23 protein-coding genes are annotated in these 22,845 nt (G+C 46.3%); 10 read left to right on the top strand and 13 right to left on the bottom strand.

The window, feature by feature from the left end; all coding sequences use genetic code 11:
• Nucleotides 1–74: 74 nt before the first annotated feature.
• Nucleotides 75–1,529, top strand: a complete 1,455-nt coding sequence (locus Q1A23_RS18815) for a DUF4403 family protein (RefSeq protein WP_299826311.1) — start codon at nucleotides 75–77, stop codon at nucleotides 1,527–1,529.
• An 84-nt stretch (nucleotides 1,530–1,613) separates the two neighbouring features.
• Here Q1A23_RS18815 and Q1A23_RS18810 read toward each other — a convergent pair whose 3' ends face one another.
• Nucleotides 1,614–2,357, bottom strand: a complete 744-nt coding sequence (locus Q1A23_RS18810; protein ID WP_299826309.1) for a hypothetical protein — start codon at nucleotides 2,355–2,357, stop codon at nucleotides 1,614–1,616.
• A 155-nt stretch (nucleotides 2,358–2,512) separates the two neighbouring features.
• Here Q1A23_RS18810 and Q1A23_RS18805 point away from each other — a divergent pair, with 155 nt between their 5' ends.
• On the top strand, nucleotides 2,513–3,475 hold the full coding sequence (locus Q1A23_RS18805) for a YihY/virulence factor BrkB family protein (protein WP_299826307.1): 963 nt from the start codon (nucleotides 2,513–2,515) through the stop codon (nucleotides 3,473–3,475).
• A 119-nt stretch (nucleotides 3,476–3,594) separates the two neighbouring features.
• Here Q1A23_RS18805 and rlmN read toward each other — a convergent pair whose 3' ends face one another.
• On the bottom strand, nucleotides 3,595–4,665 hold the full coding sequence (rlmN, locus tag Q1A23_RS18800) for a 23S rRNA (adenine(2503)-C(2))-methyltransferase RlmN (protein WP_299826305.1): 1,071 nt from the start codon (nucleotides 4,663–4,665) through the stop codon (nucleotides 3,595–3,597).
• A gap of 21 nt (nucleotides 4,666–4,686) precedes the next feature.
• A complete protein-coding gene (locus tag Q1A23_RS18795) occupies nucleotides 4,687–5,115 on the bottom strand; it encodes a thioesterase family protein (RefSeq protein WP_299826303.1) in 429 nt (142 codons plus the stop codon).
• Between the two features lie 161 nt (nucleotides 5,116–5,276).
• Between Q1A23_RS18795 and mnmD the strand changes: the two genes are divergently transcribed.
• Together mnmD and Q1A23_RS18785 are read left to right on the top strand one after the other, a co-directional pair.
• Nucleotides 5,277–5,954 carry a tRNA (5-methylaminomethyl-2-thiouridine)(34)-methyltransferase MnmD gene (gene mnmD / locus Q1A23_RS18790; protein WP_299826301.1) on the top strand — a complete coding sequence of 226 codons (678 nt, stop codon included), beginning with the start codon at nucleotides 5,277–5,279 and terminating at the stop codon, nucleotides 5,952–5,954.
• 256 nt (nucleotides 5,955–6,210) lie between these two features.
• Nucleotides 6,211–6,513, top strand: coding sequence for a hypothetical protein (locus Q1A23_RS18785; protein WP_299826299.1), 303 nt, complete (start codon nucleotides 6,211–6,213; stop codon nucleotides 6,511–6,513).
• Nucleotides 6,514–6,594: 81 nt separating this feature from the next.
• Here the strand turns inward: Q1A23_RS18785 and Q1A23_RS18780 are convergent, their stop codons facing one another.
• Together Q1A23_RS18780 and bshC are read right to left on the bottom strand one after the other, a co-directional pair.
• A complete protein-coding gene (locus Q1A23_RS18780) occupies nucleotides 6,595–7,167 on the bottom strand; it encodes a 5-formyltetrahydrofolate cyclo-ligase (protein ID WP_299826297.1) in 573 nt (190 codons plus the stop codon).
• The gene (bshC, locus tag Q1A23_RS18775) at nucleotides 7,167–8,729 is read right to left on the bottom strand and encodes a bacillithiol biosynthesis cysteine-adding enzyme BshC (protein ID WP_299826295.1); all 1,563 of its coding nucleotides are present in this window, start codon (nucleotides 8,727–8,729) and stop codon (nucleotides 7,167–7,169) included. The genes Q1A23_RS18780 and bshC overlap by 1 nt, the downstream gene beginning before the upstream one ends.
• A gap of 265 nt (nucleotides 8,730–8,994) precedes the next feature.
• On the opposite strand from bshC, the gene Q1A23_RS18770 reads away from it, so the two are divergent.
• Nucleotides 8,995–9,375, top strand: coding sequence for a PH domain-containing protein (locus tag Q1A23_RS18770; protein ID WP_299826293.1), 381 nt, complete (start codon nucleotides 8,995–8,997; stop codon nucleotides 9,373–9,375).
• Nucleotides 9,376–9,478: 103 nt separating this feature from the next.
• Here the strand turns inward: Q1A23_RS18770 and rimO are convergent, their stop codons facing one another.
• The 8 genes from rimO to Q1A23_RS18730 form a co-directional block, all read right to left on the bottom strand.
• Nucleotides 9,479–10,792 carry a 30S ribosomal protein S12 methylthiotransferase RimO gene (gene rimO / locus Q1A23_RS18765; protein WP_299826291.1) on the bottom strand — a complete coding sequence of 438 codons (1,314 nt, stop codon included), beginning with the start codon at nucleotides 10,790–10,792 and terminating at the stop codon, nucleotides 9,479–9,481.
• A 3-nt stretch (nucleotides 10,793–10,795) separates the two neighbouring features.
• On the bottom strand, nucleotides 10,796–11,350 hold the full coding sequence (locus tag Q1A23_RS18760; RefSeq protein WP_299826289.1) for a carboxypeptidase-like regulatory domain-containing protein: 555 nt from the start codon (nucleotides 11,348–11,350) through the stop codon (nucleotides 10,796–10,798).
• Nucleotides 11,350–12,309 (bottom strand): signal recognition particle-docking protein FtsY, encoded by a 960-nt coding sequence (ftsY, locus tag Q1A23_RS18755; protein ID WP_299826287.1) that lies wholly within the window; start codon nucleotides 12,307–12,309, stop codon nucleotides 11,350–11,352. The genes Q1A23_RS18760 and ftsY overlap by 1 nt, the downstream gene beginning before the upstream one ends.
• Nucleotides 12,310–12,417: 108 nt before the next feature.
• The gene (locus Q1A23_RS18750) at nucleotides 12,418–12,570 is read right to left on the bottom strand and encodes a DUF4295 domain-containing protein (protein ID WP_299826285.1); all 153 of its coding nucleotides are present in this window, start codon (nucleotides 12,568–12,570) and stop codon (nucleotides 12,418–12,420) included.
• Between the two features lie 2 nt (nucleotides 12,571–12,572).
• Nucleotides 12,573–12,761 carry a 50S ribosomal protein L33 gene (rpmG, locus tag Q1A23_RS18745; RefSeq protein WP_299826284.1) on the bottom strand — a complete coding sequence of 63 codons (189 nt, stop codon included), beginning with the start codon at nucleotides 12,759–12,761 and terminating at the stop codon, nucleotides 12,573–12,575.
• 136 nt (nucleotides 12,762–12,897) lie between these two features.
• Nucleotides 12,898–14,514, bottom strand: a complete 1,617-nt coding sequence (locus Q1A23_RS18740; RefSeq protein ID WP_299826282.1) for an aminopeptidase P family protein — start codon at nucleotides 14,512–14,514, stop codon at nucleotides 12,898–12,900.
• Entirely contained in the window at nucleotides 14,514–14,753 is a 240-nt protein-coding gene (gene rpmB / locus Q1A23_RS18735) for a 50S ribosomal protein L28 (RefSeq protein ID WP_299826280.1), read from the bottom strand. Before rpmB ends, Q1A23_RS18740 begins: the two co-directional genes overlap by 1 nt.
• Before the next feature lie 134 nt (nucleotides 14,754–14,887).
• On the bottom strand, nucleotides 14,888–15,061 hold the full coding sequence (locus tag Q1A23_RS18730; RefSeq protein ID WP_299826278.1) for a DUF5522 domain-containing protein: 174 nt from the start codon (nucleotides 15,059–15,061) through the stop codon (nucleotides 14,888–14,890).
• A 40-nt stretch (nucleotides 15,062–15,101) separates the two neighbouring features.
• On the opposite strand from Q1A23_RS18730, the gene Q1A23_RS18725 reads away from it, so the two are divergent.
• The 5 genes from Q1A23_RS18725 to Q1A23_RS18705 all read left to right on the top strand — a co-directional run bounded on the left by Q1A23_RS18725 (nucleotide 15,102) and on the right by Q1A23_RS18705 (nucleotide 22,801).
• Nucleotides 15,102–15,542 carry a hypothetical protein gene (locus tag Q1A23_RS18725; protein ID WP_299826276.1) on the top strand — a complete coding sequence of 147 codons (441 nt, stop codon included), beginning with the start codon at nucleotides 15,102–15,104 and terminating at the stop codon, nucleotides 15,540–15,542.
• A 138-nt stretch (nucleotides 15,543–15,680) separates the two neighbouring features.
• Nucleotides 15,681–16,922, top strand: a complete 1,242-nt coding sequence (gene rocD, locus Q1A23_RS18720; RefSeq protein ID WP_299826274.1) for an ornithine--oxo-acid transaminase — start codon at nucleotides 15,681–15,683, stop codon at nucleotides 16,920–16,922.
• A 324-nt stretch (nucleotides 16,923–17,246) separates the two neighbouring features.
• Complete coding sequence (gene hemB, locus Q1A23_RS18715; RefSeq protein ID WP_299826272.1) at nucleotides 17,247–18,218, top strand: porphobilinogen synthase; 972 nt, start codon at nucleotides 17,247–17,249, stop codon at nucleotides 18,216–18,218.
• A gap of 181 nt (nucleotides 18,219–18,399) precedes the next feature.
• Nucleotides 18,400–22,164, top strand: a complete 3,765-nt coding sequence (locus tag Q1A23_RS18710; protein WP_299826270.1) for a S8 family serine peptidase — start codon at nucleotides 18,400–18,402, stop codon at nucleotides 22,162–22,164.
• A 91-nt stretch (nucleotides 22,165–22,255) separates the two neighbouring features.
• Nucleotides 22,256–22,801 carry a hypothetical protein gene (locus tag Q1A23_RS18705; RefSeq protein WP_299826268.1) on the top strand — a complete coding sequence of 182 codons (546 nt, stop codon included), beginning with the start codon at nucleotides 22,256–22,258 and terminating at the stop codon, nucleotides 22,799–22,801.
• The last annotated feature ends 44 nt before the right edge of the window (nucleotides 22,802–22,845 follow it).

Genomic DNA, 22,845 nt, shown 5'->3' with positions numbered 1-22,845 from the left:
GGTGGCAGCGCAAACTATAGCTCTAATGAGAATAGCGTAGTAACTTGCGCCGCTTTTTAAACCAGGCATTATCCGTGAAGAAATCATTCCGCTCAATTACAGGCTTTATACTATTGTTCGCAAGTATAAGCTTGACCCAGACAGGGTGCTCCAGCACCGAAAAACTAAATGCCTCTGCTCCTGCTGCAACAGCAACAGAAGCACCTGTTTACAAACCGCAGCTATCGTCTATCTCAATCCCTGTTTCCATTTCTATTGCAGCGATGGAAGAAAAACTGAACGACGAGGTAAAAGGCATTCTGTACAAAGACACCAACCTGGATGATGATAACGTAGCGGTTACTGTTTCTAAGAATGGCCGCATGAACATCAGGGCTGATAAAGACAAAGTATATTTTAGTGTGCCGCTGCGCATCTATGCCAAAGGCCGCTGGAAATGGGACCCTTGCAAGCTTTGCCCTGCCATTGATAAAACCGAAGACACCAGCTTTGACATGGTCATCAAAACAGAAAGCAGAATTGGCCTGACAGATGATTACAAGATTAACACCATTACCAGCGGCGACTTTGAATGGGGCAATACAAAGCCGGTGCTGGAGCTAGGCCCTCTTAAAATTGGACTGGCGCGTTTTGTCGAGCCTGCGCTTCGTAACCAAATGGCTGTCCTCACCAAGCAACTGGACAAAGAACTACAGAACCGCCTGGACATGAAAAAGTATGTGGCGCAGGCATGGCAACTGCTACAGGAGCCCGTTAAACTGGACGATGGCATGAACGCCTGGCTAACTGTTGTACCCAAAGATGTACGCATGGCCCCACTTTATGCACATAATGGCACCTTGAACACACGCCTGGGCATTACATCTTACATAGCGGTAACCACCGATGGCAAACCGCAAACGCAAATAAACAAAACGCTTCCTAAGTTAATTTTAGACAACCGCCTGGCAGATGACATACAGATTGGCCTGACCACTACCATACCTTACGCCCATGTAAGCAAAATGCTGCAGGCGCAGGTAGCAAAGCAGACCTATAAATTTGATGGCGGCAAAAGCGAAGTAACCGTTAACGATGCCGCCGTTACGCCCGCGGGAAACCAACTGGTAATTATGCTTGATGTGAACGGTAAAACAAAGGCAGGCATGTTTACTAAAAAGATTGTCGGTAAAGTATACCTGCGCGGCACACCCTATTACGATGCGCAAACGGCGTCTATAAAAGTACGCGATGTAGATTATGACCTTGAGACGAAAGACAAACTGCTCAGCACCGCCAGCTGGCTTGCCAAAAATAAGTTTAAAGACATTATTCAGGAGCAGGTAAACGTACCGGTGCAAAGCCAGCTAGACGATGCTAAAAAGATGCTGCAAAACACGCTGGATAAACAAGGCCGGGTGCACGAGTCGCTGCTGATACGCGGAAGTATAAAGCATATTACCCCAGATAACATTTACCTGACCCAGGATGGCATAAAGGCTGTTGTAAATGCCAAAGGCACCCTTACCGCAACTGTAGATAAGCTGTAATTCGGAGTTTAAAGACAGACAAAGGACTTCTCTTTACCTTGAAAGAAGTCCTTTGTCGTTTGTTAAACAGTATGTTAGCAAAAGCTAAAGCTTTTCGATAGGTGTGGGGCTATTAAATACGTGCTCTGGCACAGTTGCCGGCGCTGCAATATGGGTTAATTTAAAGTCGCTTTGAGGGTTGCTGCGGTTGCTGGCCAGTTTTATACTTCCGTAGGTTTTATAATCGCTCCATTGGCGCGTAAAGGCCGGTTCGGCATCATTGTAGTTCCGGAAAAATGCCCATTGCCTAATCAAGCCTTCTTCCTTATCCACCCAAAGCTTATACTTGTTCTGCGGTGTCAAGCCTACATTATCAAAGCTCATCTCCAGCACATCTGCTTTGGCACCATCCATAGTTGTTTCCTCTCCTGCATACTTTAGCGTTACCCCCGGGTCCTGCAGTTTGTAGGGCATCACCAACCAATAAGAGTTATTTATCCAGAGGGCGTAGGCACGCTCCAGCAGCTTTTGCTTTTCTTCAGAGTTTTGCAACTCCTGCCCTGCCACGTATACTTTGCCATCTTTGGTTTGGGTGTTGATGATAGCAACCAAGCTGTCCTTCTCCCACCTGAAGCGGTTTTCATGCTTATCCCAAACCTGGTATTGGTTGTTAAAGGTCCAGGCAAGGTAGCGTGTGCTATTCCAGGCAGCCTCGCCGCCCATGTGCTGCATTACTTTTCCGGCTATACTTTTAGCTTTCGCATCAGAGGTTTGCGCCAGGCCTGCAGCTGTTGGCAGCACCAGCAGGCAAAGCAACACCAGGGCTTGTAGTTGGTTTTTAAATAACATAATCGTCTATGGCTTATCTGCTTTTAGGATACATTGGTAATACGTTTAGCCACTACTTTACAGCTATACCATCAAGATACTATATTTTACCTTTTTAACCATAATATATAAGGTGCCGTATCAAAGTCAATAACCTGAAAAGACTTTAGAAGCCCATGGCTAGATATACTCTCAAAGAAATTTTTAAACTGCTTAAGTTGTCGGTAAACGAATTTTTAGACAACAACTCGCTTCGGCTTGCGGCGGCACTCGCTTTTAATGCCATCTTCTCGATACCTCCGCTGCTGCTTATTATCATAAAAGCGGCTGGCTTTTTCTTTGGCGAAGAGGCTGTATCAGGCCAACTGGAAGAACAGGCCTCTACTGCTATCAGCCCAGAGGCGGCAGCAGAGATACAGACAATGGTTAAAAATGCCAGTACTCAGGAATCGTCAGGGTGGGCACTTTGGGTAGGTATCGGCACGCTTATTTTTGCCTCTACCACTTTCTTTGTTACGCTGCAGCAATCGCTTAACAGCGTCTGGAATTTAAAGGTTAAGCCTACCAGCGGTATCTTGCGCATGGCAAAAGAGCGTGTTTTCTCGTTTGGCCTTATACTGAGTATATCGCTGCTGATGCTGATTTCTTTTGTTATAAGCGCGGCCGTGTCTATTCTGAGTGGCTATTTATCTGATATGTTGCCGGGTATTGGCGTCTGGCTAATCAAAGCCTTGGATTTTATTATCTCTATTGGCCTTACAACCTTGTTGTTCGCTCTTATCCTTAAGTTTTTGCCAGACGGCATTATCCGCTGGAAAGACACCTTGATAGGCGCTTTGATTACAGCCTTGCTCTTCACGATCGGTAAGTTTCTTATCAGCTGGTACATTGGCACTTCAGATCCGGGGTCGGCTTACGGCGCGGCAGGCTCTATTATACTTATACTTGTCTGGATCTACTATTCCTCGATGATCGTGTTTTTCGGGGCAGAGTTTACGCAGCAATATGCCCAAAAGTACGGCCAGCGCATCAGGCCTAAAGCGCATGCTGTTTTTGTGGAGGAACGTGAAATAACCGAGGACAAGAATGACAGGCAAAGCGGAAGACCTCCGGCAGAGGGAAGGTTTAAAGGTGATTAGCTTTAGGCTCTATACTATGGCAGCATAATATCACACAAAAAGGCCATTTGGTAAAAAGCTTTCAGAAAACGATCTGTTGTCTTTTTGCCAAATGGCCTTCTATTATTTTTCTAAAATCCTTAAGCTGTCTTCTCTTTTACGGCTAGCTGACCGCAGGCGGCATCAATATCTTTGCCACGGCTGCGGCGCACATTTACTTGCAGGCCTCTGTCTGCCAGGTAGTAAATAAAGTCCTGCAAACGCGCATCATCTGTGTTAACAAAATCGGCGTTCTCTATCGGGTTATACTCTATCAGGTTGATCTTGCAAGGTATGATTTTAGAGAAACGCAGAAGCTCCTCAGCATCCTGCACCGAATCGTTAAAGTTATCAAACACAATGTACTCGTAAGTAACTTTACGGCCAGTAACCTGGTGGTAATGCTTTAGTGCATCCGTTAAGGCCTCCAGCGAGTTAGTTTCGTTGATAGGCATGATCTGGTTGCGCTTCTCATCGTTGGCGGCGTGTAAAGAAAGTGCCAGGTTGGCTTTTACGCCATCGTCTGCCATCTTCTTAATCATTTTGGCAATACCAGCTGTACTTACTGTAATACGGCGCGCAGCCATACCCAAACCATCGTGTGCTGTAATGCGCTCAATGCTCTTCATCACGTTGGCATAGTTAAGCATCGGCTCGCCCATACCCATGTAAACAATATTAGTGAGGGGCTCGCCGTACTGGCGCATGCTCTGCTCGTTTATTCGCACCACCTGGTCATAAATCTCGGCAGCATCAAGGTTGCGCACGCGGTCCATGTAGCCGGTGGCGCAGAACTTGCAGGTAAGCGAGCAGCCTACCTGGCTACTTACACAGGCGGTTTTTCGCTCGTTATGCGGTATCAGCACACCTTCTACAATGTTGCTGTCGTGCAGCCTGAAAGCAGATTTGATTGTACCATCGTTGCTTACCTGCTCAGTAGCAACCTCTACCGCATTAATGGCAAAGTGCTGCTCCAGCTTTTCGCGCAGGGCAAGGCTCACGTTGTTCATCTCCGAAAAAGACTGGGCAGAATGCTTCCAGAGCCACTCGTATACCTGCTTGGCACGAAACGGTTTTTCGCCCTGCTCCACAAGCCACGCCTTCATATCGTCGAGGGTTAGCCTACGGATATCTTTCTTATTGATGATATTTATGTCTGCAATCAAATTCATACTGCAAAATTACAAAAATCTTCAGGTTTTAGTTTCAATTTTCGCCTTTACTTCGGTTGGCAGGGGCATTAATTTACGGTTCTGGTAGTCAAAGCATAGCATTCCGGTTTTAGCGCGCGCCACTTCTTTGCCGTGCTGGTTTACTACGTGGTACGTTATGTCAAAGCCATACTTACTGATGTCATCGAATGCCAGCTTTATACGAAGTACATCGCCATAAAAGCCCTCGCCCTTATACTCTATCGCCACATCAGCCATAATCATACTTGCCCCGCCTATCCTTAGCTCGCTCCAGCCAAATTGTCCCAGCAGCTGCATGCGTGCCTCATGCAGTATGGATAGCAGCGCATCGTTACCAAGGTGGTTGCCATAGTTCAGGTCGGTAACACGTACAGGTATGGTTGCCGTAAAATGAATATGGTCTGGTATAGCTACTTTTATTCTTGCCATTTTGCTTAAATGTAAAAGATTTATTTATAAAATTGCAGAAAGGCGCAAACTGCCAAAACCCAGCATTTGTTTGTATTCTTTGATTTATGATTACCAATAAATCATTAATAGTTGCAGCCTGTGCCTAGGTTTACTTACCTTTGTAAAGTAACACAAAAAACATGCACCTCGAAATCCGAAAAACGAAAGACGGCTCTAACACCCTTTTTGTACCTGAGCTCAATGAGCACTATCATTCGGTACATGGGGCACTACAGGAGTCGCTGCATGTGTTTATAAAGCATGGCCTTGAGCACGTAACATCGTTTAAAAAAGATGTTAAAATACTGGAGATTGGTTTCGGAACGGGCCTGAACGCTATACTTACCTACCCTGTTGCGCTGGCAAAAAAAGCCTTTATACAATACGATACACTAGAGAAATTCCCGCTGCAGAATGAGGTAGTAAACCAATTGCAGTTTGATAGGGCCATACTTAACCCTGAGTTGCATGATGTTTTCCTGCGCATGCACCAAACCCCCTGGAACGAGCCGGTAGACCTTATACCATACTTCACATTACAGAAGATACACGAAACCCTTGAGGAGTTTGTGGCGCCTCAGTCTTACTACGACCTGGTGTATTTTGATGCCTTTGCCCCTGAAAAACAGCCCGAGCTTTGGTCGGAGGAGATGTTTACGAAGCTTTACAATGCCACACGTCCAGGTGGTGTGTTGGTTACTTACTGTGCCAAAGGCTCTTTTAAGCGTAGCCTTAAAGCTGCCGGATTTGAGGTAGAAGCATTGCCGGGGCCTCCGGGCAAACGTGAAATGACGCGTGGTGTAAAGCCCGTAGCCTAACCCATATCTAATTATAAATCAACGCAATACGCCACTAAGCCATATTGTTTCTGTCTAAGAATGAACCAGAACGCAATATTCTGGCTTATTGTAATTATTTAATAAGCTGACTGAAATTCCTATTTACTGTACATCCCATTTTGCCTGTTATTATTGGTTTGTTAAAGTTTTATGATAATTTAGTTGGCAGTCTTGATTTATAAAAATAAAAAGTTACTTTGCGAGTTCTTTAACCCTTGTTCACAATTAATTTATAATGAAGAAGTTATTCAAAAGCTTTATTAAACCGTTCTTATCAAAATACGAGGTAGTGTGCACGAATTACCACGTAATTCCAGGCCTACCGGTAAACAAGAACCAGCAAACGCACACTTTCGAGAGAGGTGCAGCCGCAGAAGCCAGAGAGTTTTACATTAAAGTTGTTTCTTCGGAAATGACCAAGACGATGGCCCCTGTTGAGGTGCAGCTGAGAAAAATTTACCTGAGAGGCAAAACTATGGAGCAAAAACAGTTTGGCCCGGTTGAGCAGCTGAAGAAAATTACCGCTAACAAAAAGTAGACTTATACTTTCTGCATAAATACGCACAGCCCTTCAAGTTTATACTTGAAGGGCTGTGGCTTTTAATCCCCTTCTCCAAAGTTATTTTCTCCACACTCCCTCCGGCATCACCACGGCATCCAGCGGCACATCAAAAGGGTTAGGGTCTGCTATACTCTCCACAGGCGGCTCCAATGATAAACCAACCTTTAGCACACCGGGGCGGCAATCAGCTAAAAAGCGGTCGTAGAAGCCTTTACCGTAACCTACCCGATGGCCTGCCAGGTCAAAAGCCAGTAATGGCACCAGCACTATATCAACCTCTTCCGCATGGATTATGTGCGCATCCTGAGGCTCGGGTATTCCCCAATTATTTTCTACAAGTATGGCCTCGTCGGTAAGGTGATGGTGCGTAAGTATATTTTGGGCAACATCGGTAACTGGTACAGCTACGCGCACCTCTGGGTGATGCTGTCGCAGCCTCAGAATAATTGGCCAGGTATTTACCTCGTTTTTTTTTACAATAGGTAAAAAAATGTGTATAGTATGGCCTGCCTCTAAAGTAAAGTTGCTAAAAAACTGATCTGCTATACGTTGGCTGCGTTGCTGCACCTCTTCGGTAGATAAAGCGCGCCGCTTCTGTAGCATTAGCTTCCGCAGTTCTGCCTTTTGCATTACTCTTCTTCTAGTATGGTAAACTTAAACTCCAAAGGATCAAACGCCTCTACCAGGGCAGGTATAAAGTCAGGGTTATTTGTCTGGAAAGACAGCAAGTTATCATAACGTTCCTGCAGGCTGCCGTTCGGGAATAACTTTTCTTTGAGGTTCTCGAGTTGCTTAAACGTTTGCTCGTGCTTGCTGTCGCGTGCCTTCGATATTTTTTTCTCCAGCATCTGTAGTGCATTAGTGGCTTTCTGTTCTTCGGCACCTACTGCTTTCACCAACGTTGGGTCTATACTTTGTGCTAACTTTTCTACTGCAGCAAAAGCCACCGTTACAGCCTTTCGCTGCTCCTCCAGGTTAATTTCCTCTTCGTGTATCTGGCCGGAAAGGTATTTTTTAAGCTCCGGGTAAGACTGAAAAAGCTCTTCTGCCTTCAAACCTAATTTATGCATGCGGCTGGCGTTGCCTCGGTTTATGTACAGCGCAGAGTTGCGCAACATCAGTACCGGGAAAGCAACGTTATAAGCCTCAAATACTTTTTTTAACTGGAACCAATAGGCTACCTCAGCGCCACCGCCTATATAGGCCAGGTTTGGCAACACCAGTTCTTCGTACAACGGCCTAAGTATAACATTGGGGCTAAACCGTTCCGGGTGCTCCTTTGCCTCCTGCAGTATCTCCTCTAAAGTATAACTGATATCGGTGTTGAGTACTTTATATTTGCCCTCTTCCTGCACAATGCGCTCACGCAGGTTATCCTGCAGGTAAAAAAGATTTATCTCACGGGAGTATACCTGTGCCTTGTAATCGAGTTTTTCTAACTGCGCGTTTGCCTCCTCTACTAGTTTGTTTGATAATTGCGCGGTAAGCTCCTTTTCCACCACAGGAATCAATGCTCTCTTCAGCTTTGCATCATCACCGTCTATACTTACCAAACCATATTCGCCGAACAATGCATGCGTAATGGCACGTGTGGCATCAGCCAGGGTTTTGCTGTTACGATAAGCATCGTCAAACACAGGGTATGTTTCCGGCAGTTCCTCCAGCAGCTTATCTAAGCCCTCAGTTGTAAAGCGGCCAACTGCGCCTTTTTGTGCTGTTTCCCACTTGTACCCCTTCCCGAACAAGTTAAAATGATTGATTTCGGCAAAGTCATGATCTTCTGTGGCCATCCAGTACACCGGCACGAAATTATAAGCCGGATACCTCTCCTGCAGCTGTTTACAGGTGTTAATGGCTGTGATGATCTTATATACAAAGTATAAAGGACCTGTGAAGATGTTCAGCTGGTGCCCGGTAGTAACGGTATAAGTGTTGGGCTGCTGGAGCAGGTCTATGTTTTGCTGTACCTTTAGGTTGATAGCGCCGAGAGAAGTATACTGCTGCTGTAGCGCCTGGTACAAGGTTTGTCGCTGCTCTGGGCTAAATGCTTTCTCTTTTAGCTGGGCTTCAAAAGCCTCCAGATCCGGGAAGTGGTTATAAAATGGTTTAAGCTTTTCGCTTTTACAAAGATAGTCTGCTACTGTTTTCGAGAATGCTCCAGTAGCAGCGTAATCCATCTTAGTTATTTTCATAGTAGATACTTCCATCAATATTACAGGCTTAATGTATAGCCTCTTTAACAGTTTTACCTTAATTGTGTTACAGCTTTTATACTTTGCAAGCTGAGTTGCTAAGTTAAGGCTTTTATATACGGTTTTGCAGGAGCTTCGACAGAAAGCACGTGCAACAGGTTTAGCAACCAACGTGTATAACCAGTACCGTTAATCTGCAACTTACTGATAAGTATAAACTTATCAGCAGCAACACGTAAACAAACTAAATTTAAAACATATAACCATGGGATTACTTAGTGGTATGATGGGGCACGCGTCGGAAGTGTCTATCGAAAAGGTTACAAAAGAGTTTCAGCCCATACTGCTGGAGAGCGAGCATATCGAGAAGGCATACAAGCTGATCCGGGATATGCTTGTATTCACAAACAAGCGGCTTATACTAGTAAACAAACAAGGCCTCACCGGCTCTAAAACAGATTACCAAAGTATACCTTACAGCAGCATCAAGATGTTTTCGAAAGAGAGTGCCGGCATTGCTGATTTAGATGCTGAACTTAAAATCTGGCTTACCGGCGAGTCAGAGCCAACAATCAAGCAGGACTTCAGGAAGGGCGACAATATCAATGAAGCGTATCGGGTGTTGAGCCGGCATGTGTTAAAGTAGCACCTTTTTATACTACAGCTACTGATAAGTACTAAAAGCAAAAAGCGCTGCATTTATACTTGCAGCGCTTTTTGCTTTTATAATATCGTGTTACGTGTACTGTTTATACTACTACCTCTCCGTAAAGGTCAAAGTCAGAGGAATCTGTAATCTTCACATTAGCAAAATCTCCTAATCTTACATAGGTGTTATCGGCTGGCACCAGTACTTCGTTATCTACTTCCGGAGAGTCGTACTGTGTACGGCCAACAAAGTAGCCGCTTTCTTTACGATCGAACAATACTTTATAAGTCTTGCCTATTTTCTCTTCGTTCATCTCTACAGAGATCCCCTGCTGCAGCTCCATAATGGCATCGGCACGCTCCTGCTTCACCTCATCCGGCACGTTGTCCTCTAGCGTATAAGCATGTGTGTTGTCTTCGTGAGAATAAGTAAAAATGCCCAAACGGTCGAATCTTGTTTCCTCAACCCAATCATACAACTCCCTGAAATCCTGGTCTGTTTCACCTGGGTGACCTGCAATAAGCGTAGTTCTTAAAGCAATGTCCGGCACACGCTGACGGATTTGGTCTACCAACTCAATTGTTCTGCGCTTGCTAATGCCACGGCGCATGGTCTTCAGCATGTTATCTGAAATGTGCTGCAGCGGCATGTCCAGGTACTTACAGATGTTCTCGCGCTCGTTCATCACATCAAACACCTCCATCGGGAATTGCGACGGGTACGCATACTGCATCCTGATCCATTCGATACCATCCACATCAGAAAGGTTGCGTAGCAAATCAGCTAGCTTGCGCTCGCCGTAATGTTGCAAACCATAGTAGGTAAGGTCCTGTGCAATAAGTATAAGTTCTTTGGTCCCCATACTTGCCAGGCGTTTTGCTTCCTTTACCAGGTCTTCTATCGGGCGGTCTACGTGCTTGCCACGCATCAACGGTATCGCACAGAAGGAGCACGGGCGGTTGCAGCCTTCCGCAATCTTAAAGTATGCATAATGCGAAGGTGTCGTTAACAAACGCTCGCCAATTAGCTCGTTCTTGTAGTCTGCCTCCAGCGTTTTAAGCAGGCGTGGCAACTCCAGCGTACCAAAGTAAGCGTCTACCTGCGGAATCTCAGCTTCAAGAGAGTCTTTGTAGCGCTGCGAAAGGCAGCCCGTCACGTATAGTTTATCTATCTGGCCAGCTTCTTTGGCATCGGCGTAGCGTAGAATGGTGTCAATAGACTCCTGCTTGGCATTATCAATAAAGCCACAGGTATTTACGATAATGATGTTAGAATCATCTTTGTCAGACTCGTGCGCCACATCAAACTCGTTGGCACGCAGCTGCCCCATCAGCACTTCCGAATCAACCAGGTTTTTAGAGCAACCTAAGGTGATTACGTTTACCTTATCCTTTTTTAGCGATCTTACTTTCACGTATTAATAACTTGCTTGGTAATTAATCAGAAACTCCACGTTCGTTACCTGCCCCTGCTTTACCTCTACTGGGTTGATGTTCATCTCACCATCGAAGAGGTTAGCAAACAATCCCTTTTCCTCTTTTGAGAACAGGCTATACTTGCCGGGTTTTAGTGTAACAGCAAAGTTGCCATTAGCATCTGTAACAACCTGAGTAACTAAATTAGTTTGAATGTCGGTGTGAAAAACACCATCTGTGGTTTTAACCTGGTTTCCTTTTGTAAGTTCGTAAACATACAAAGTGCGCTGCACATGGCTAGGCTGGCTTATAGGCGCATCTGGCGAGGGCATTAAATTACCTGCCTGCCACAATACTTTACCGGCTATACCTTGTTCTATTGGCGCTTGCTGCTCCTGGGCTTGTTCAGAAATAACTACAGGCATTTGCTTCTGTTGTGGATTTGCGCTTTCCAGTTGGTCTTGCGAGCCCTCGGATTGCGCGGGTTTAGTGCCGTTGCATTGTAAAAGCAGTAGTGCCAACGGCAACAGCAGAAGCTTTTTTGTATACTTACACATTATTTGCGGGAAAAGAATGACTCTACAAATTCGTTTTTGTCGAATAACTGTAAGTCCTCAATTTTCTCGCCAACTCCGATATACTTCACCGGAATTTTAAACTCATCGGAAATACCTATAACGACTCCACCTTTTGCTGTACCGTCAAGTTTTGTGATGGCAAGGGCTGTTACGTCTGTGGCTTTTGTAAACTCGCGGGCCTGTAGCAGCGCGTTCTGGCCTGTGCTGCCATCCAGCACCAACAGCACCTCATGTGGTGTGTCTTCAGTTACCTTCTGCATCACGCGCTTGATCTTCGATAACTCGTTCATCAAACCTACCTTATTGTGCAAACGTCCGGCTGTGTCGATAATTACCACATCAGCGTTCAGCTCCACTCCTTTTTTAACGGCATCGTAAGCTACAGAGGCAGGATCGGTGTTCATGCCATGCGATATAACCGGCACCCCTACACGCTCTCCCCAGATAATAAGCTGGTCAACAGCTGCGGCACGGAAAGTATCGGCAGCACCAAGTACTACTTTTTTACCTGCTTTATGGAATTGAGAGGCAAGTTTACCGATTGTGGTAGTTTTACCTACACCGTTTACACCAACTACCATGATTACGTACGGCTTTATACCTGCAGGCAATTCAAAGTTGGCTCCGTCTCCGGCACGGTTCTCCTCCAGCATGGCAGCTATCTCTTCGCGCAGGATTCTGTCCAGCTCGTCGGTGCTTACATACTTGTCGCGGGCTACGCGCTTTTCAATGCGATCAATAATCTTAACCGTAGTCTCTACACCTACATCGGCGTGTACTAAAATTTCCTCCAGCTCATCCAGTACATCCACGTCAACTGTGGATTTACCAACAACAGCCTTACTTAGCTGTCCGAAGAAGCTGGTTTTAGTTTTTTCAAGTCCTTTGTCGAGCGACTCTTTTTTCTTCTCTTTACTGAAAAAGTCAAAAATGCCCATTCCGATGTTTTTGTAAGGATGAAGACTTCCGGTGATACGGTAATATACTAAAAAAGTCCCAGTAATGGGACTTTTTGATTTGATCTATCTTAGAATAGAGTCGGCTTATTACTTCTTAAGGAACTCCTGTACTTTATCTACAGGTACCATCTCCTCTTTAAAGCTGTAAGCACCAGTTTTTGGAGATCTCACAGCTTTGATAACTTTTGCCCAGTCTTTACCTGTGGCGGTCTTTAGGGTTGCAACTACCTTCTTAGCCATGGTTATTTAATTTCTTTATGTACAGTTACTTTCTTCAATACTGGATTATACTTCTTAAGCTCAAGGCGCTCAGTCGTATTCTTTCTGTTTTTGGTAGTGATGTACCTTGAAGTTCCAGGCATGCCAGAAGCTTTGTGCTCTGTGCACTCCATGATAACCTGGATTCTATTACCTTTTGCTTTTTTAGCCATCTCTCTATCGTAATTTTTTATTTAGGACTGCAAATATAGGGGCTTAAATCTCTAATTACAAACAAAGTATAATATTTATTGTAAAATTTAAGCCGGATGCTTCACAAATGTTACATAAACAGGTGACAATGTGCTGCTAGTTCAATGCTGGAAGTTTAAAATCATCCAGAGCGCTTGGCTGAGCCATTGTCTTTTCAATATCTGCCACGGTACGCGGAGCCAGTTTAGACAGGTTTTCCCAGCCTTTATTTGTGATCAGAATGTCATCTTCTATCCGAACGCCAATCCCCCACCATTTCTTATCGCAAGGGCTACCCTCCGGAATGTAAATGCCCGGTTCTACTGTGATAACTGTATTATGCTGAAATGGCCCGTAGGTTCCGGCATCATGCACATCCAAGCCAAGATAATGCGACGTACCGTGCGGGAAGTAGCGTTGAACCTCTGATTTATCTTTTATGATGCCAAGCTTCTGCAAACCGGCAGTAATAACTTCTGCTGCAGCTCTGTGCGGTGCCTGAAAGTCGTTCCCTACCTTACAGGCTGCAAACGCTGCTTCCTGAGCCTTATACACAAGTTCGTAAATCTCTTTCTGCTCTCTTGTAAACTTACCATTGGCTGGTATGGTGCGGGTAACATCGGCGGTATAGCCCTTATACTCTGCTCCTACATCCATTAGCACCAGTTCATTGCTTACCTGTGGTTTTTTGCTTTCGATGTAGTGCAGCACGCAAGCGTTATTTCCTGCGCCAACTATTGATGGATAACCTACATGCTGCGCACCATATTTTTTATGCACAAATTCGTGTAAGCCCTGCAACTCCATCTCCGACATATCCGGCCGCATGGCTTTCATCACCTCTATCTGCCCCTGTGCCGAAATGCTGATTGCTTTACGCAGCAGTTGCAGTTCCTGCTCAGTTTTAGCTTCGCGCAGGCTTGCCAGCGTTTGCGCTAAAGTATAAGCATCAAGCTTACTTTTAGGAATGGCCGCAACAGCTTTTATCCGGCTGCGTGCATCTGCCGCATTAACGTAGTCGTTCAGGTATTTATCCTGGCGCAGCGATGGGATGTAACGCGACATCTGGCCTATGTAGCTCTTTATCTCTTCAGGTTGTGCCGCACCTTGCTCACGTACTAGCTTATACAGCCTGTTGCGCTGTGCATCAAAACTTGCCGGCACTTTTGCTTTAACTTTAAACTGCTCCAGCAAACTGTAAAGATCAGCCTCGTCGTTGGCGCTATTGCGCACATCGTGGGGCAACTCTTTAAACAAAATATGCTGCAGGTTTGCCGTGTCCAGCTTAAAGGATGCAAAGTTTGTATTAGGCTGCGTAGTTATTCCAGTTGCCTCAGCTGCACCTTCTACACCCAAACGCGCCCCGTTCCATAGTTCATACTGCGGATCGTTTGGCTGCACAAATAACACTTCGCTTGCCTGCTTACCAGCTATACTTTGAGGCTCAGAAAAAAGAACCAATACCGCGTTCGGCTCCTTATAACCTGTCAGGTAGTAAAAATCCGGGTCGGGGTGGTAATAAAAATCCACATCGTTTGCCCGGTTGCGAATGGGAGAGGCAAAAAAAACAGCAACGGAGCGAGACGGTAGCTGCTTACGCAGTTGCTCTCTCCGTTGCTGGTGAAATGCTTTATCTAAAGTATCAGATGGCTTATCCGGGGTAGCACGTACCTGGGCTGCAGCAACAGTTACTGTTGCCCAAACCAGCAGCATGCACAGCCGGAAGGCTGCCATTAGTACAGGATATATCCTTGCTCTACTGCTTTCTTCAATACTGCTGTGATACCATTCTTGTTGATGGTTCTCAAAGCAGACGTAGAAACTTTAAGTGTTACCCAAGCATCCTCTTCAGGGATGTAAAAACGCTTCTTCTGAAGGTTTGGATAGAACTTACGCTTCGTCTTATTGTTAGCGTGAGATACGTTGTTACCTACGCGTGGTCTTTTACCTGTTAAATCGCAAACTCGTGCCATCTTGTATTTTCTTCTAAATTATTTCAATAGGGGTGCAAATATCTACAAAAAGATGCAGAAATTCAAAAGCATGGGAAATATTTTTCCTCAAATTGTGTATAGCGCTGTACTAAGGCGCATTTCTGACACAAATTTTATACTTGCTTTTTATCTTCTGCCCGTGTTTTGCCTTTGTTGAAACCATAGGGGCAATGCTTGCAGGCGTTCTTGCAACAGTAACCGCGCTTCTGCAGGTACTTCGCCGTTAACACCATTAATCCGTACTCGTTAAAGTAAAAATCCTCCCCTTCTGTTAGCTTCTGGCTCACGTCTAACTTTGTTATTATAACGCAAAGTAAGCCATTTACCATGCAACAGCCAAACACACAACTGCTAAACTTGCAACCTGCTGTACAGATTCGTTTTGTTGCAGCGTTATACTATAAGGTAATTTATAAAGCCTGCATCCTGTTTTACTTGTTTAAACTATTGCCTATGCCTGCCTACCACACATTCAAAGAAGCCGTTGCTGCTATGCGCGATCGCGGCTTTACGCATACTTTCAGCATTCAAAAGCAACAGGTGTTCTGCTCTGAGTTAGGCACAGCCATTGAGCCTGAAAGGCTGACGTTGCTAGAAAAGCACCATGTAAAAATTGATGGTTCAGACGATGAAGAGCGGGATATATATGGCTTTGTAACTGAAGAAAACACCTACGGCCTGATGACCAGTACTTACGCAGCGTATGACCCGGAAGGCTTCGAAAGCATTTTCAGGCGCTGCAGAAAAGGGCAAACGCAGCATGGTTAAGCCTGCTACCGAGGGTGTATTTTTTAATAGGCGCTATTTCACTATTTTTACAACAATAAATCAACACATCTGTACTTATACTATGCTGTTGCCGCTATTGCGCAATGGCCGTATTGTAAACAGGCAAACCCGTAAACTATGACTACGCAAATGACTAACTTGAGCCAACAGGCTATCGATACAGAGCACAAGTATGGCGCTCATAATTACCATCCCCTCCCTGTTGTTCTTAATCGCGGCGAAGGCGTGCATCTTTGGGATGTGGAAGGCAAGCATTACTATGACTTTCTTTCGGCCTACAGCGCCGTAAACCAAGGCCATTGCCACCCTAAAATTGTAAATGCCCTGGTAGAGCAGGCACAGCAGCTAACACTTACCTCGCGCGCCTTTTACAACGATAAGTTAGGTCTTGCGGAAAAGTATATTTGCGAATTGTTCGGGTATGAAAAGTCGCTGTTTATGAACTCGGGTGCAGAGGCCGTAGAAACAGCCATCAAACTTGCGCGCAAATGGGGTTATCTTAAAAAAGGCATCGCACCCCACAATGCAGAGATCATTGTAGTAGAGCACAACTTCCATGGCCGCACCACGGGCATAATTTCTTTCTCAACTGATCCCGACTCCACGAAAGGCTTTGGCCCATACATGCCAGGGTATAAAGTCATACCTTACAATGATATTGATGCGCTGGAGCAGGCACTTAAAGAAAACCCGAATGTCTGTGGTTTCCTGGTTGAGCCGATACAGGGCGAGGCTGGCGTAATGGTACCCGACGAGGGGTATCTGGCAAAAGCACATGCGCTATGCCACGAGTATAGTGTACTACTAATGGCCGACGAAATACAAACTGGCATTGGCCGCACCGGCAAACTGCTAGCCAGCTACTACGACAATGTAAAGGCAGACATACTTATACTTGGCAAGGCATTATCTGGCGGCGTGCTTCCGGTTTCGTGCGTGCTGGCAAACGATGATATCATGCTGTGCATTCAGCCAGGTGAGCACGGTTCTACTTTCGGTGGTAATCCTTTAGCGGCACAGGTTGCCATTGCAGCTTTAGAAGTTATCAAAGATGAGAACCTGACTGAGAACGCCAACAAGCTAGGTGAGCTATTTAGGGAGCGCATGCGCCGCCTGATGCAAAAACGCCCTGAGCTGGTAACGTTAGTCCGCGGGAGAGGCCTGCTGAACGCCATCGTTATAGAGCCAACCGCTGATGGCCGCACCGCCTGGGATGTATGTGTCACATTGATGGAAAAAGGCTTACTGGCCAAGCCAACCCATGGCGACATTATCCGCTTTGCACCACCTTTGGTAATGACGGAGGAGCAACTGAACGAGTGCTGCGATATTATTGAAGACGTAATAATGAGCTTTTAACAATCATACTTACTGGCACAAAAGGGCGGAGCTATTACAGCTTCGCCCTTTTGTGTTTTACGAGCCCAACCAGGCAGTTTACAATGCATAAGCTTTAGGCTTGGGCAAACATTTATATTCCTATCAAGGAAGTACAGCACCCTGAGCAAGAGAAAACCATACAGCCTGCAGGTAAATAAGCCCTTACGCGATCTACCCAAACTTTCCCTTGCCAATCAATGTTTAGCTTATAATTAAACCGGAAACTAATTTCGATTCACCTACTTAACCAGTACCTTTGCAGCAACTTGATATTGAACAATTTCTGTAACAGGACTTATACTTATGAACAGAAGACCAAGACGTAATCGCCAGACAGAAGCGATTCGAAATATGGTACAGGAAACCACTCTTAGTACCAACGATTTTATATACCCGCTATTTATTATTGAAGGGCAGAACAAACGCATAGAGGTGTCTTCTATGCCGGGTATCAACCGCTTCTCCGCTGACACCGTTTTAGACGAGGTAGCTGCCTGCGTAGAACTGGGCGTGAAAGCATTTGCCCCTTTCCCAAGTATACCAGAGCAGTACAAAGACAAGTATGCTACGGAGAGCCACAACCCGGAAGGCCTTTTCCCAAGAGTTATACGTGAGATAAAGCGCAATTTCCCAGACGTTGCACTTGTTACCGATGTGGCCATGGACCCCTACAGCTCTGACGGACACGATGGCATAGTGGAGAATGGCGAGATCATTAACGATGAAACGCTGGAAGTACTAGGCAAGATGGCACTTACGCAAGCACAAGCCGGCGCCGACATTGTGGCTCCTTCTGATATGATGGATGGCCGCGTAGGTCATATACGCCGTGTGCTTGATGAGAACGGTTTCCAGAAAGTTGCTATCATGGCTTATACAGCAAAGTATGCCAGCGCGTTCTACGGTCCTTTCCGTGATGCCCTGGACTCTGCCCCAAAAGCCGGCGACAAGAAAACTTACCAAATGAACTACGCCAATAGCCGCGAGGCTTTGATTGAGGCAGAGCTAGACACACAAGAAGGTGCCGACTACCTGATGGTAAAGCCTGCCCTATCTTACCTTGACGTGATCAAATTATTGCGGGAGAACTCACACCTGCCTATTGCCGCCTACAATGTTAGCGGCGAATATGCCATGGTAAAAGCCGCCGCTCAAAAGGGCTGGCTAGATGGTGAAAAAACTATGGTAGAAACTTTAACAAGTATAAAACGCGCCGGAGCCGACATTATACTTTCTTACTTCGCCAAGGAGTTTGCCCAATACCTGAGAAAATAAGCACAACATTAATTGCTACCCAAGGCGCCCCGGCATTTACTGGGGCGTTTTGCTTTTGAGCCACTCATGTGCAAGTATAAAAGTATACCTACAGGACCACTTGTAAATAAGGAACTGCTTTGCCATTCTTCGCATTTTGTTATAAATTGAGAGATTATTATATCTACCCAAGTATATTTTTATGAGAAGATTAGGCCTTTGGCTAGTTGCTGTAACCATGGCAACAGCCTCAACGGCACTTGCCCAGCATAGCGCAACGCCGCCTGTTCGCGCCAATGTTAAAGAGCTGGACAAAATAGCTGTGGCAGCGCAAAAAGATTACAAAGCTAGTCGTGGCAAGGCCTTGCAACTTGCTAAAAGGCATGGTTGGGTAGTTGAGAAAACATATGCAGACGGCACGCACATCTCCTTGCAAGGGCTTGATGCCAAAGGCATGCCTATCTACTATATTACCTATAACAATACCAGGGCAGCAGCATCTGTTGGCACTACCGAGCTTTGGGCCGGTGGTTCGCTTGGCCTTGACCTTAGCGGAGCCAGTAACGCAGTAGCTGAAAAAATGGGCGTCTGGGATGGCGGCCGCGTACTTGAAACGCACCAGGAACTAGCCGGCCGTATTATTCAAAAAGACAAACCATCTACTTCAAGCGAGCACTCCACCCACGTAGCAGGTACCATGATGGCTAAAGGCGTAAACTCCCTGGCTAAAGGCATGTCGTTTGGTTTAAAAAAGCTGACGGCATATGATTTTAACAACGATGCTTCTGAAATGGCAACTGCGGCTAAAGACCTGCTTGTGTCAAACCACTCGTACGGCACTATAGCTGGCTGGCGCTACAACTCAGAACGAAAGGGCACCGCAGAAGACCCGTACTGGGAGTGGTGGGGAGACACCGATGTTAGCGCTACAGAAGATTACAAATTTGGATACTACAACGAAACAGCTGCCAGCTGGGACCGCATCGCCTACAATGCGCCCTACTACCTGATCGTAAAATCAGCAGGAAACAACCGTGTAGAAAACGGCCCTGAAATTGGCCAGCCATACTACCAACGCGACAGCTCCGGCAAGTTCACTAAAATAGCCAGCCGCGCAGCAGGCATTAGCAACAACAATGGCTTTGATATCATCGCCACGTATGGTACCGCCAAAAACATACTTGCTGTAGGCGCTGTAAATCCTATCTCGGAAGGTTATAGAGATACTTCTGATGTGGTAATTTCGTCTTTCAGCAGCTTTGGCCCAACTGATGATGGCCGCATCAAACCTGACCTTGTAGGCAATGGCGTATCAGTTTTGTCTACTTCTGATAAAAGCAATACAGCTTACACCTCGCTAAGCGGTACATCTATGGCAGCACCAAACGTATCTGGCAGTTTGCTGCTGCTGCAGGAGCATTATGCTAACCTTAACAACGGCCAGGTTATGCGCGCGGCTACGCTAAAAGGCTTAGCCATACATACCACCGACGAGGCAGGTAAAACACCCGGCCCAGACTATAAATTTGGCTGGGGATTACTAAATGCAAAGCGCGCTGCCTCTGTTATCTCCAACATCAACAAAACAAACATTATACAGGAAAACGCGCTGGCGCAAGGGCAAACCTATACACAACAGGTTACAGCTTCCGGTGTTGGGCCGCTTGTGGTCACCATTTCCTGGACGGACCCTGAGGCTACACCTGTTACTGTAGGTGCAAGTGCATTAAACAACCGCTCGGCTCGCCTTATAAATGACCTGGATGTAAGGGTAAGCAAAGGCAATGACATATACCAGCCGTGGGTATTGGACCCAAACAAACCGGCAAACCCTGCCACAACCGGAGATAACATTCTGGATAACGTGGAGCAGGTAAAAATCATGAATGCCGTACCCGGAGAAACTTATACGATAACTGTAAGCCACAAAAAAACGCTGCTTAAAGGCCCGCAGGCTTATGCGCTTATTATAAGTGGTGTGGGAGGCACAGAAGTATGCGAGAGCAAGCCAGCATCAGACCAGGGAGCTAAAATAACAGCTATTACGCTTGGCAATAAAACCTATACATATGGCACCGGCTGCACAACGCATCAAAACCTGACGGATAATAAATTTACTTTTGAGCCGGGGCAGCAACAGCAGCTTAGCCTTACTTTAGGTACGTGCACTACCGATGCCGCCAAAATTGCGAAAGTATACCTGGATTGGAACAGCAACGGCAGCTTTACTGACGCCGGCGAAGAAGCAGCTAGTTCTACAGTATTAAAAGGTAATGCCACTTTCACGGCTACCATTACGGCACCGGCCACAGTACAGGTTGGCACCCTGGTGCGCATGCGCGTAATAGTACAGGAAACCAGCAACAGCGCCGATGTAACTCCATGTGGTACCTATGCCAAAGGCGAAACCCAGGACTACCTGGTACAGTTTGAGAAACCGAGGAAGGACGTAGGTGTATCGGCTGTACTACCGGCAGGTGCGTCGCTTTGCCCTAACCCTGCACAGCAACTAATTGTTAACCTGAAAAATTTCGGAACTACTGCCCAGAGCAACATACCTGTTACGGTGCGCGTGCTTAAAGACAATGCGGAGGTGCTGCAGGTATCGTATATTTATAAGGCCACATTGCTACCTTATGCGCAGGCAGAAGCTCTGCTAAACGAAACATTTGCAACAGAAGCCGGCGCAACATATGAGCTGATTGCCACCTCTGGTTTGCAGGATGACCTAGTAGAAAACAACAACCGCATGGCACGCACTTTTACGGTTGGCACTCCTGCCGGGGCACCTGTGGATGCCTCGGCTTTCCGGTGCGGCAATGATGCCAATTACGCTCTTTCTGCCACAGGCAACGGTACCATACTATGGTATAACACCGCCACCGGCGGCCAGCCAATTGCTGCAGGCAATAACATTTACATGCCAGCCAACAAAGTAAGTGGCAAATTATTCGCAGCGTTCAATGATTATTATGGTACTGTAGGCCCGGCAACCAAGAAATTTGCGAGTGGCGGCGGCTATAACACCTTTACTCCTGATGTGGTTATCAACACCAAATCCCCTGTACTTTTAGAGAGCGCACGGTTATACATTGGCCATAGCGGTAAAATAACCTTTACTGCCTTTAACGAAGAAGGAGCACCTGTATCTGCTAAAACGCTGTATGTAACAGCCACCCGTACCAATCCTGGCCCTGGCGTGCAGCCCGATGATCCGAATGACGTGGGAGCGGTTTATTACCTTGGCCTGGAACTACCAACTGCCGGAACCTATAAAATCTCTATTGCTTACGAGAATGGGGCCACTATCTACAGGAATAACAGCGGTGTTACAGGGTATCCTTTTAAGGCCGGTGAAGTTTTAACTATTACAGGCAACACAGCCACCACCACTCCTGAGGCTTTCTACTATTACTTCTACGATATGAAAGTGCGCTCGCTTGGTTGTCCGAGCCCAAGAGTGGAGGCAACTGTAAAAGGCGGCACTCCCTTAACCAAACCTGTGATTACACGCGATGGCCAAACGCTGGTATCAAGTGGCGCAGACGGCAACCAATGGTATAAAAACGACAAGCCCGTAGAGGGTGCAACAGGCAAAGTTTTCGCACCAACTGAGAGCGGCAACTATAGCGTACAGATTTTTAAGGACGGTTGTATCTCTGAAGTATCGATGGCATACAATTTCTCTTACAAGCCAGGTGTGCGCGAGCTGGGTACCGGACTGGTAGTATCGCCTAACCCTACAACTGGCCGCTTTAGGTTTGAGTTAGAAACAAGCCAAGCCGAAGACATTACTTTCGAGGTAGTGGATATACTGGGCAACTTTATACTTTCAGGCAACGTGGACAGCTACTATGGCCAGTACGAAGGGTTTGTTGACCTAAGCGACAGGGCATCCGGCTTGTACATTTTCAGGTTGCGGCACGGCGATAAATCATACTCTGAGAAAATACTGGTGCAGCATTAAGCTCAGCAGCCACCAAATAAAAAGTAAGCCCCGACGTATGCCGGGGCTTACTTTTTATACTTGTTCTGGTTGTTTTCGCTAACTTAACCTCATGAAGCAAATCCTCCTCTCTTTTTGCCTGCTGTTTATACTTGCCTGCGCTAAACAGCCATACCAGCTAAGCAAGTCGCAGCAATCGTTTTATTCCAGTATAGCCACGCATTGCGGCAAGTCTTACGCAGGCAAAGTAATTTTTCCTGCCGATGGCAAAGACCCATTTGCCGGCCAGCCACTAACCATGCACGTAAGCACCTGCTCCGACACCACCATCCGTATTCCTTTCCATGTAGGCAAGGACAAATCGAGAACCTGGGTATTGGCTAAGACAGAGGAGGGGTTGCAGCTAAAGCATGACCACCGCCACGAAGACGGCACACCCGACGAGGTAACCATGTATGGCGGCATGGCGCTTGCCTCTGAAAGCAACTTAGAGCAGCGTTTCCCGGCCGATGCGTTTACAGCACAGCTTTTGCCTGCCGCCGCTACCAATGAGTGGACCTTGGCCTTAAGCCCGGACGGTAAAACATTCAGTTACATCTTAAAGCGCGATAACCAGCTCCGCTTCCGCGCCGATTTTGACTTGACCAGGCCACTTTAGAATTCAAAGCACAAGCAAAAGCCGAAGCGAAAACTGCTTCGGCT

Origin of the sequence: uncultured Pontibacter sp., from assembly GCF_947492645.1 — a bacterium.
Taxonomy (GTDB): Bacteria; Bacteroidota; Bacteroidia; order Cytophagales; family Hymenobacteraceae; genus Pontibacter.
The sequence above is the reverse complement of the archived record's forward strand: the minus strand, read 5'-3'. Positions and strand labels throughout refer to the sequence as shown.

Excerpts from the sequence above, each read along its gene's own strand:
- Q1A23_RS18810 (WP_299826309.1), bottom strand. The coding sequence starts at position 2,357 with ATGTTATTTAAAAACCAACTACAAGCCCTGGTGTTGCTTTGCCTGCTG.
- Q1A23_RS18805 (WP_299826307.1), top strand. The coding sequence starts at position 2,513 with ATGGCTAGATATACTCTCAAAGAAATTTTTAAACTGCTTAAGTTGTCG.
- rlmN (WP_299826305.1), bottom strand. The coding sequence starts at position 4,665 with ATGAATTTGATTGCAGACATAAATATCATCAATAAGAAAGATATCCGT.
- Q1A23_RS18795 (WP_299826303.1), bottom strand. The coding sequence starts at position 5,115 with ATGGCAAGAATAAAAGTAGCTATACCAGACCATATTCATTTTACGGCA.
- mnmD (WP_299826301.1), top strand. The coding sequence starts at position 5,277 with ATGCACCTCGAAATCCGAAAAACGAAAGACGGCTCTAACACCCTTTTT.
- Q1A23_RS18785 (WP_299826299.1), top strand. The coding sequence starts at position 6,211 with ATGAAGAAGTTATTCAAAAGCTTTATTAAACCGTTCTTATCAAAATAC.
- Q1A23_RS18780 (WP_299826297.1), bottom strand. The coding sequence starts at position 7,167 with ATGCAAAAGGCAGAACTGCGGAAGCTAATGCTACAGAAGCGGCGCGCT.
- bshC (WP_299826295.1), bottom strand. The coding sequence starts at position 8,729 with ATGAAAATAACTAAGATGGATTACGCTGCTACTGGAGCATTCTCGAAA.
- Q1A23_RS18770 (WP_299826293.1), top strand. The coding sequence starts at position 8,995 with ATGGGATTACTTAGTGGTATGATGGGGCACGCGTCGGAAGTGTCTATC.
- Q1A23_RS18760 (WP_299826289.1), bottom strand. The coding sequence starts at position 11,350 with ATGTGTAAGTATACAAAAAAGCTTCTGCTGTTGCCGTTGGCACTACTG.
- ftsY (WP_299826287.1), bottom strand. The coding sequence starts at position 12,309 with ATGGGCATTTTTGACTTTTTCAGTAAAGAGAAGAAAAAAGAGTCGCTC.
- Q1A23_RS18750 (WP_299826285.1), bottom strand. The coding sequence starts at position 12,570 with ATGGCTAAGAAGGTAGTTGCAACCCTAAAGACCGCCACAGGTAAAGAC.
- rpmG (WP_299826284.1), bottom strand. The coding sequence starts at position 12,761 with ATGGCTAAAAAAGCAAAAGGTAATAGAATCCAGGTTATCATGGAGTGC.
- Q1A23_RS18740 (WP_299826282.1), bottom strand. The coding sequence starts at position 14,514 with ATGGCAGCCTTCCGGCTGTGCATGCTGCTGGTTTGGGCAACAGTAACT.
- rpmB (WP_299826280.1), bottom strand. The coding sequence starts at position 14,753 with ATGGCACGAGTTTGCGATTTAACAGGTAAAAGACCACGCGTAGGTAAC.
- Q1A23_RS18725 (WP_299826276.1), top strand. The coding sequence starts at position 15,102 with ATGCAACAGCCAAACACACAACTGCTAAACTTGCAACCTGCTGTACAG.
- rocD (WP_299826274.1), top strand. The coding sequence starts at position 15,681 with ATGACTACGCAAATGACTAACTTGAGCCAACAGGCTATCGATACAGAG.
- hemB (WP_299826272.1), top strand. The coding sequence starts at position 17,247 with ATGAACAGAAGACCAAGACGTAATCGCCAGACAGAAGCGATTCGAAAT.
- Q1A23_RS18710 (WP_299826270.1), top strand. The coding sequence starts at position 18,400 with ATGAGAAGATTAGGCCTTTGGCTAGTTGCTGTAACCATGGCAACAGCC.
- Q1A23_RS18705 (WP_299826268.1), top strand. The coding sequence starts at position 22,256 with ATGAAGCAAATCCTCCTCTCTTTTTGCCTGCTGTTTATACTTGCCTGC.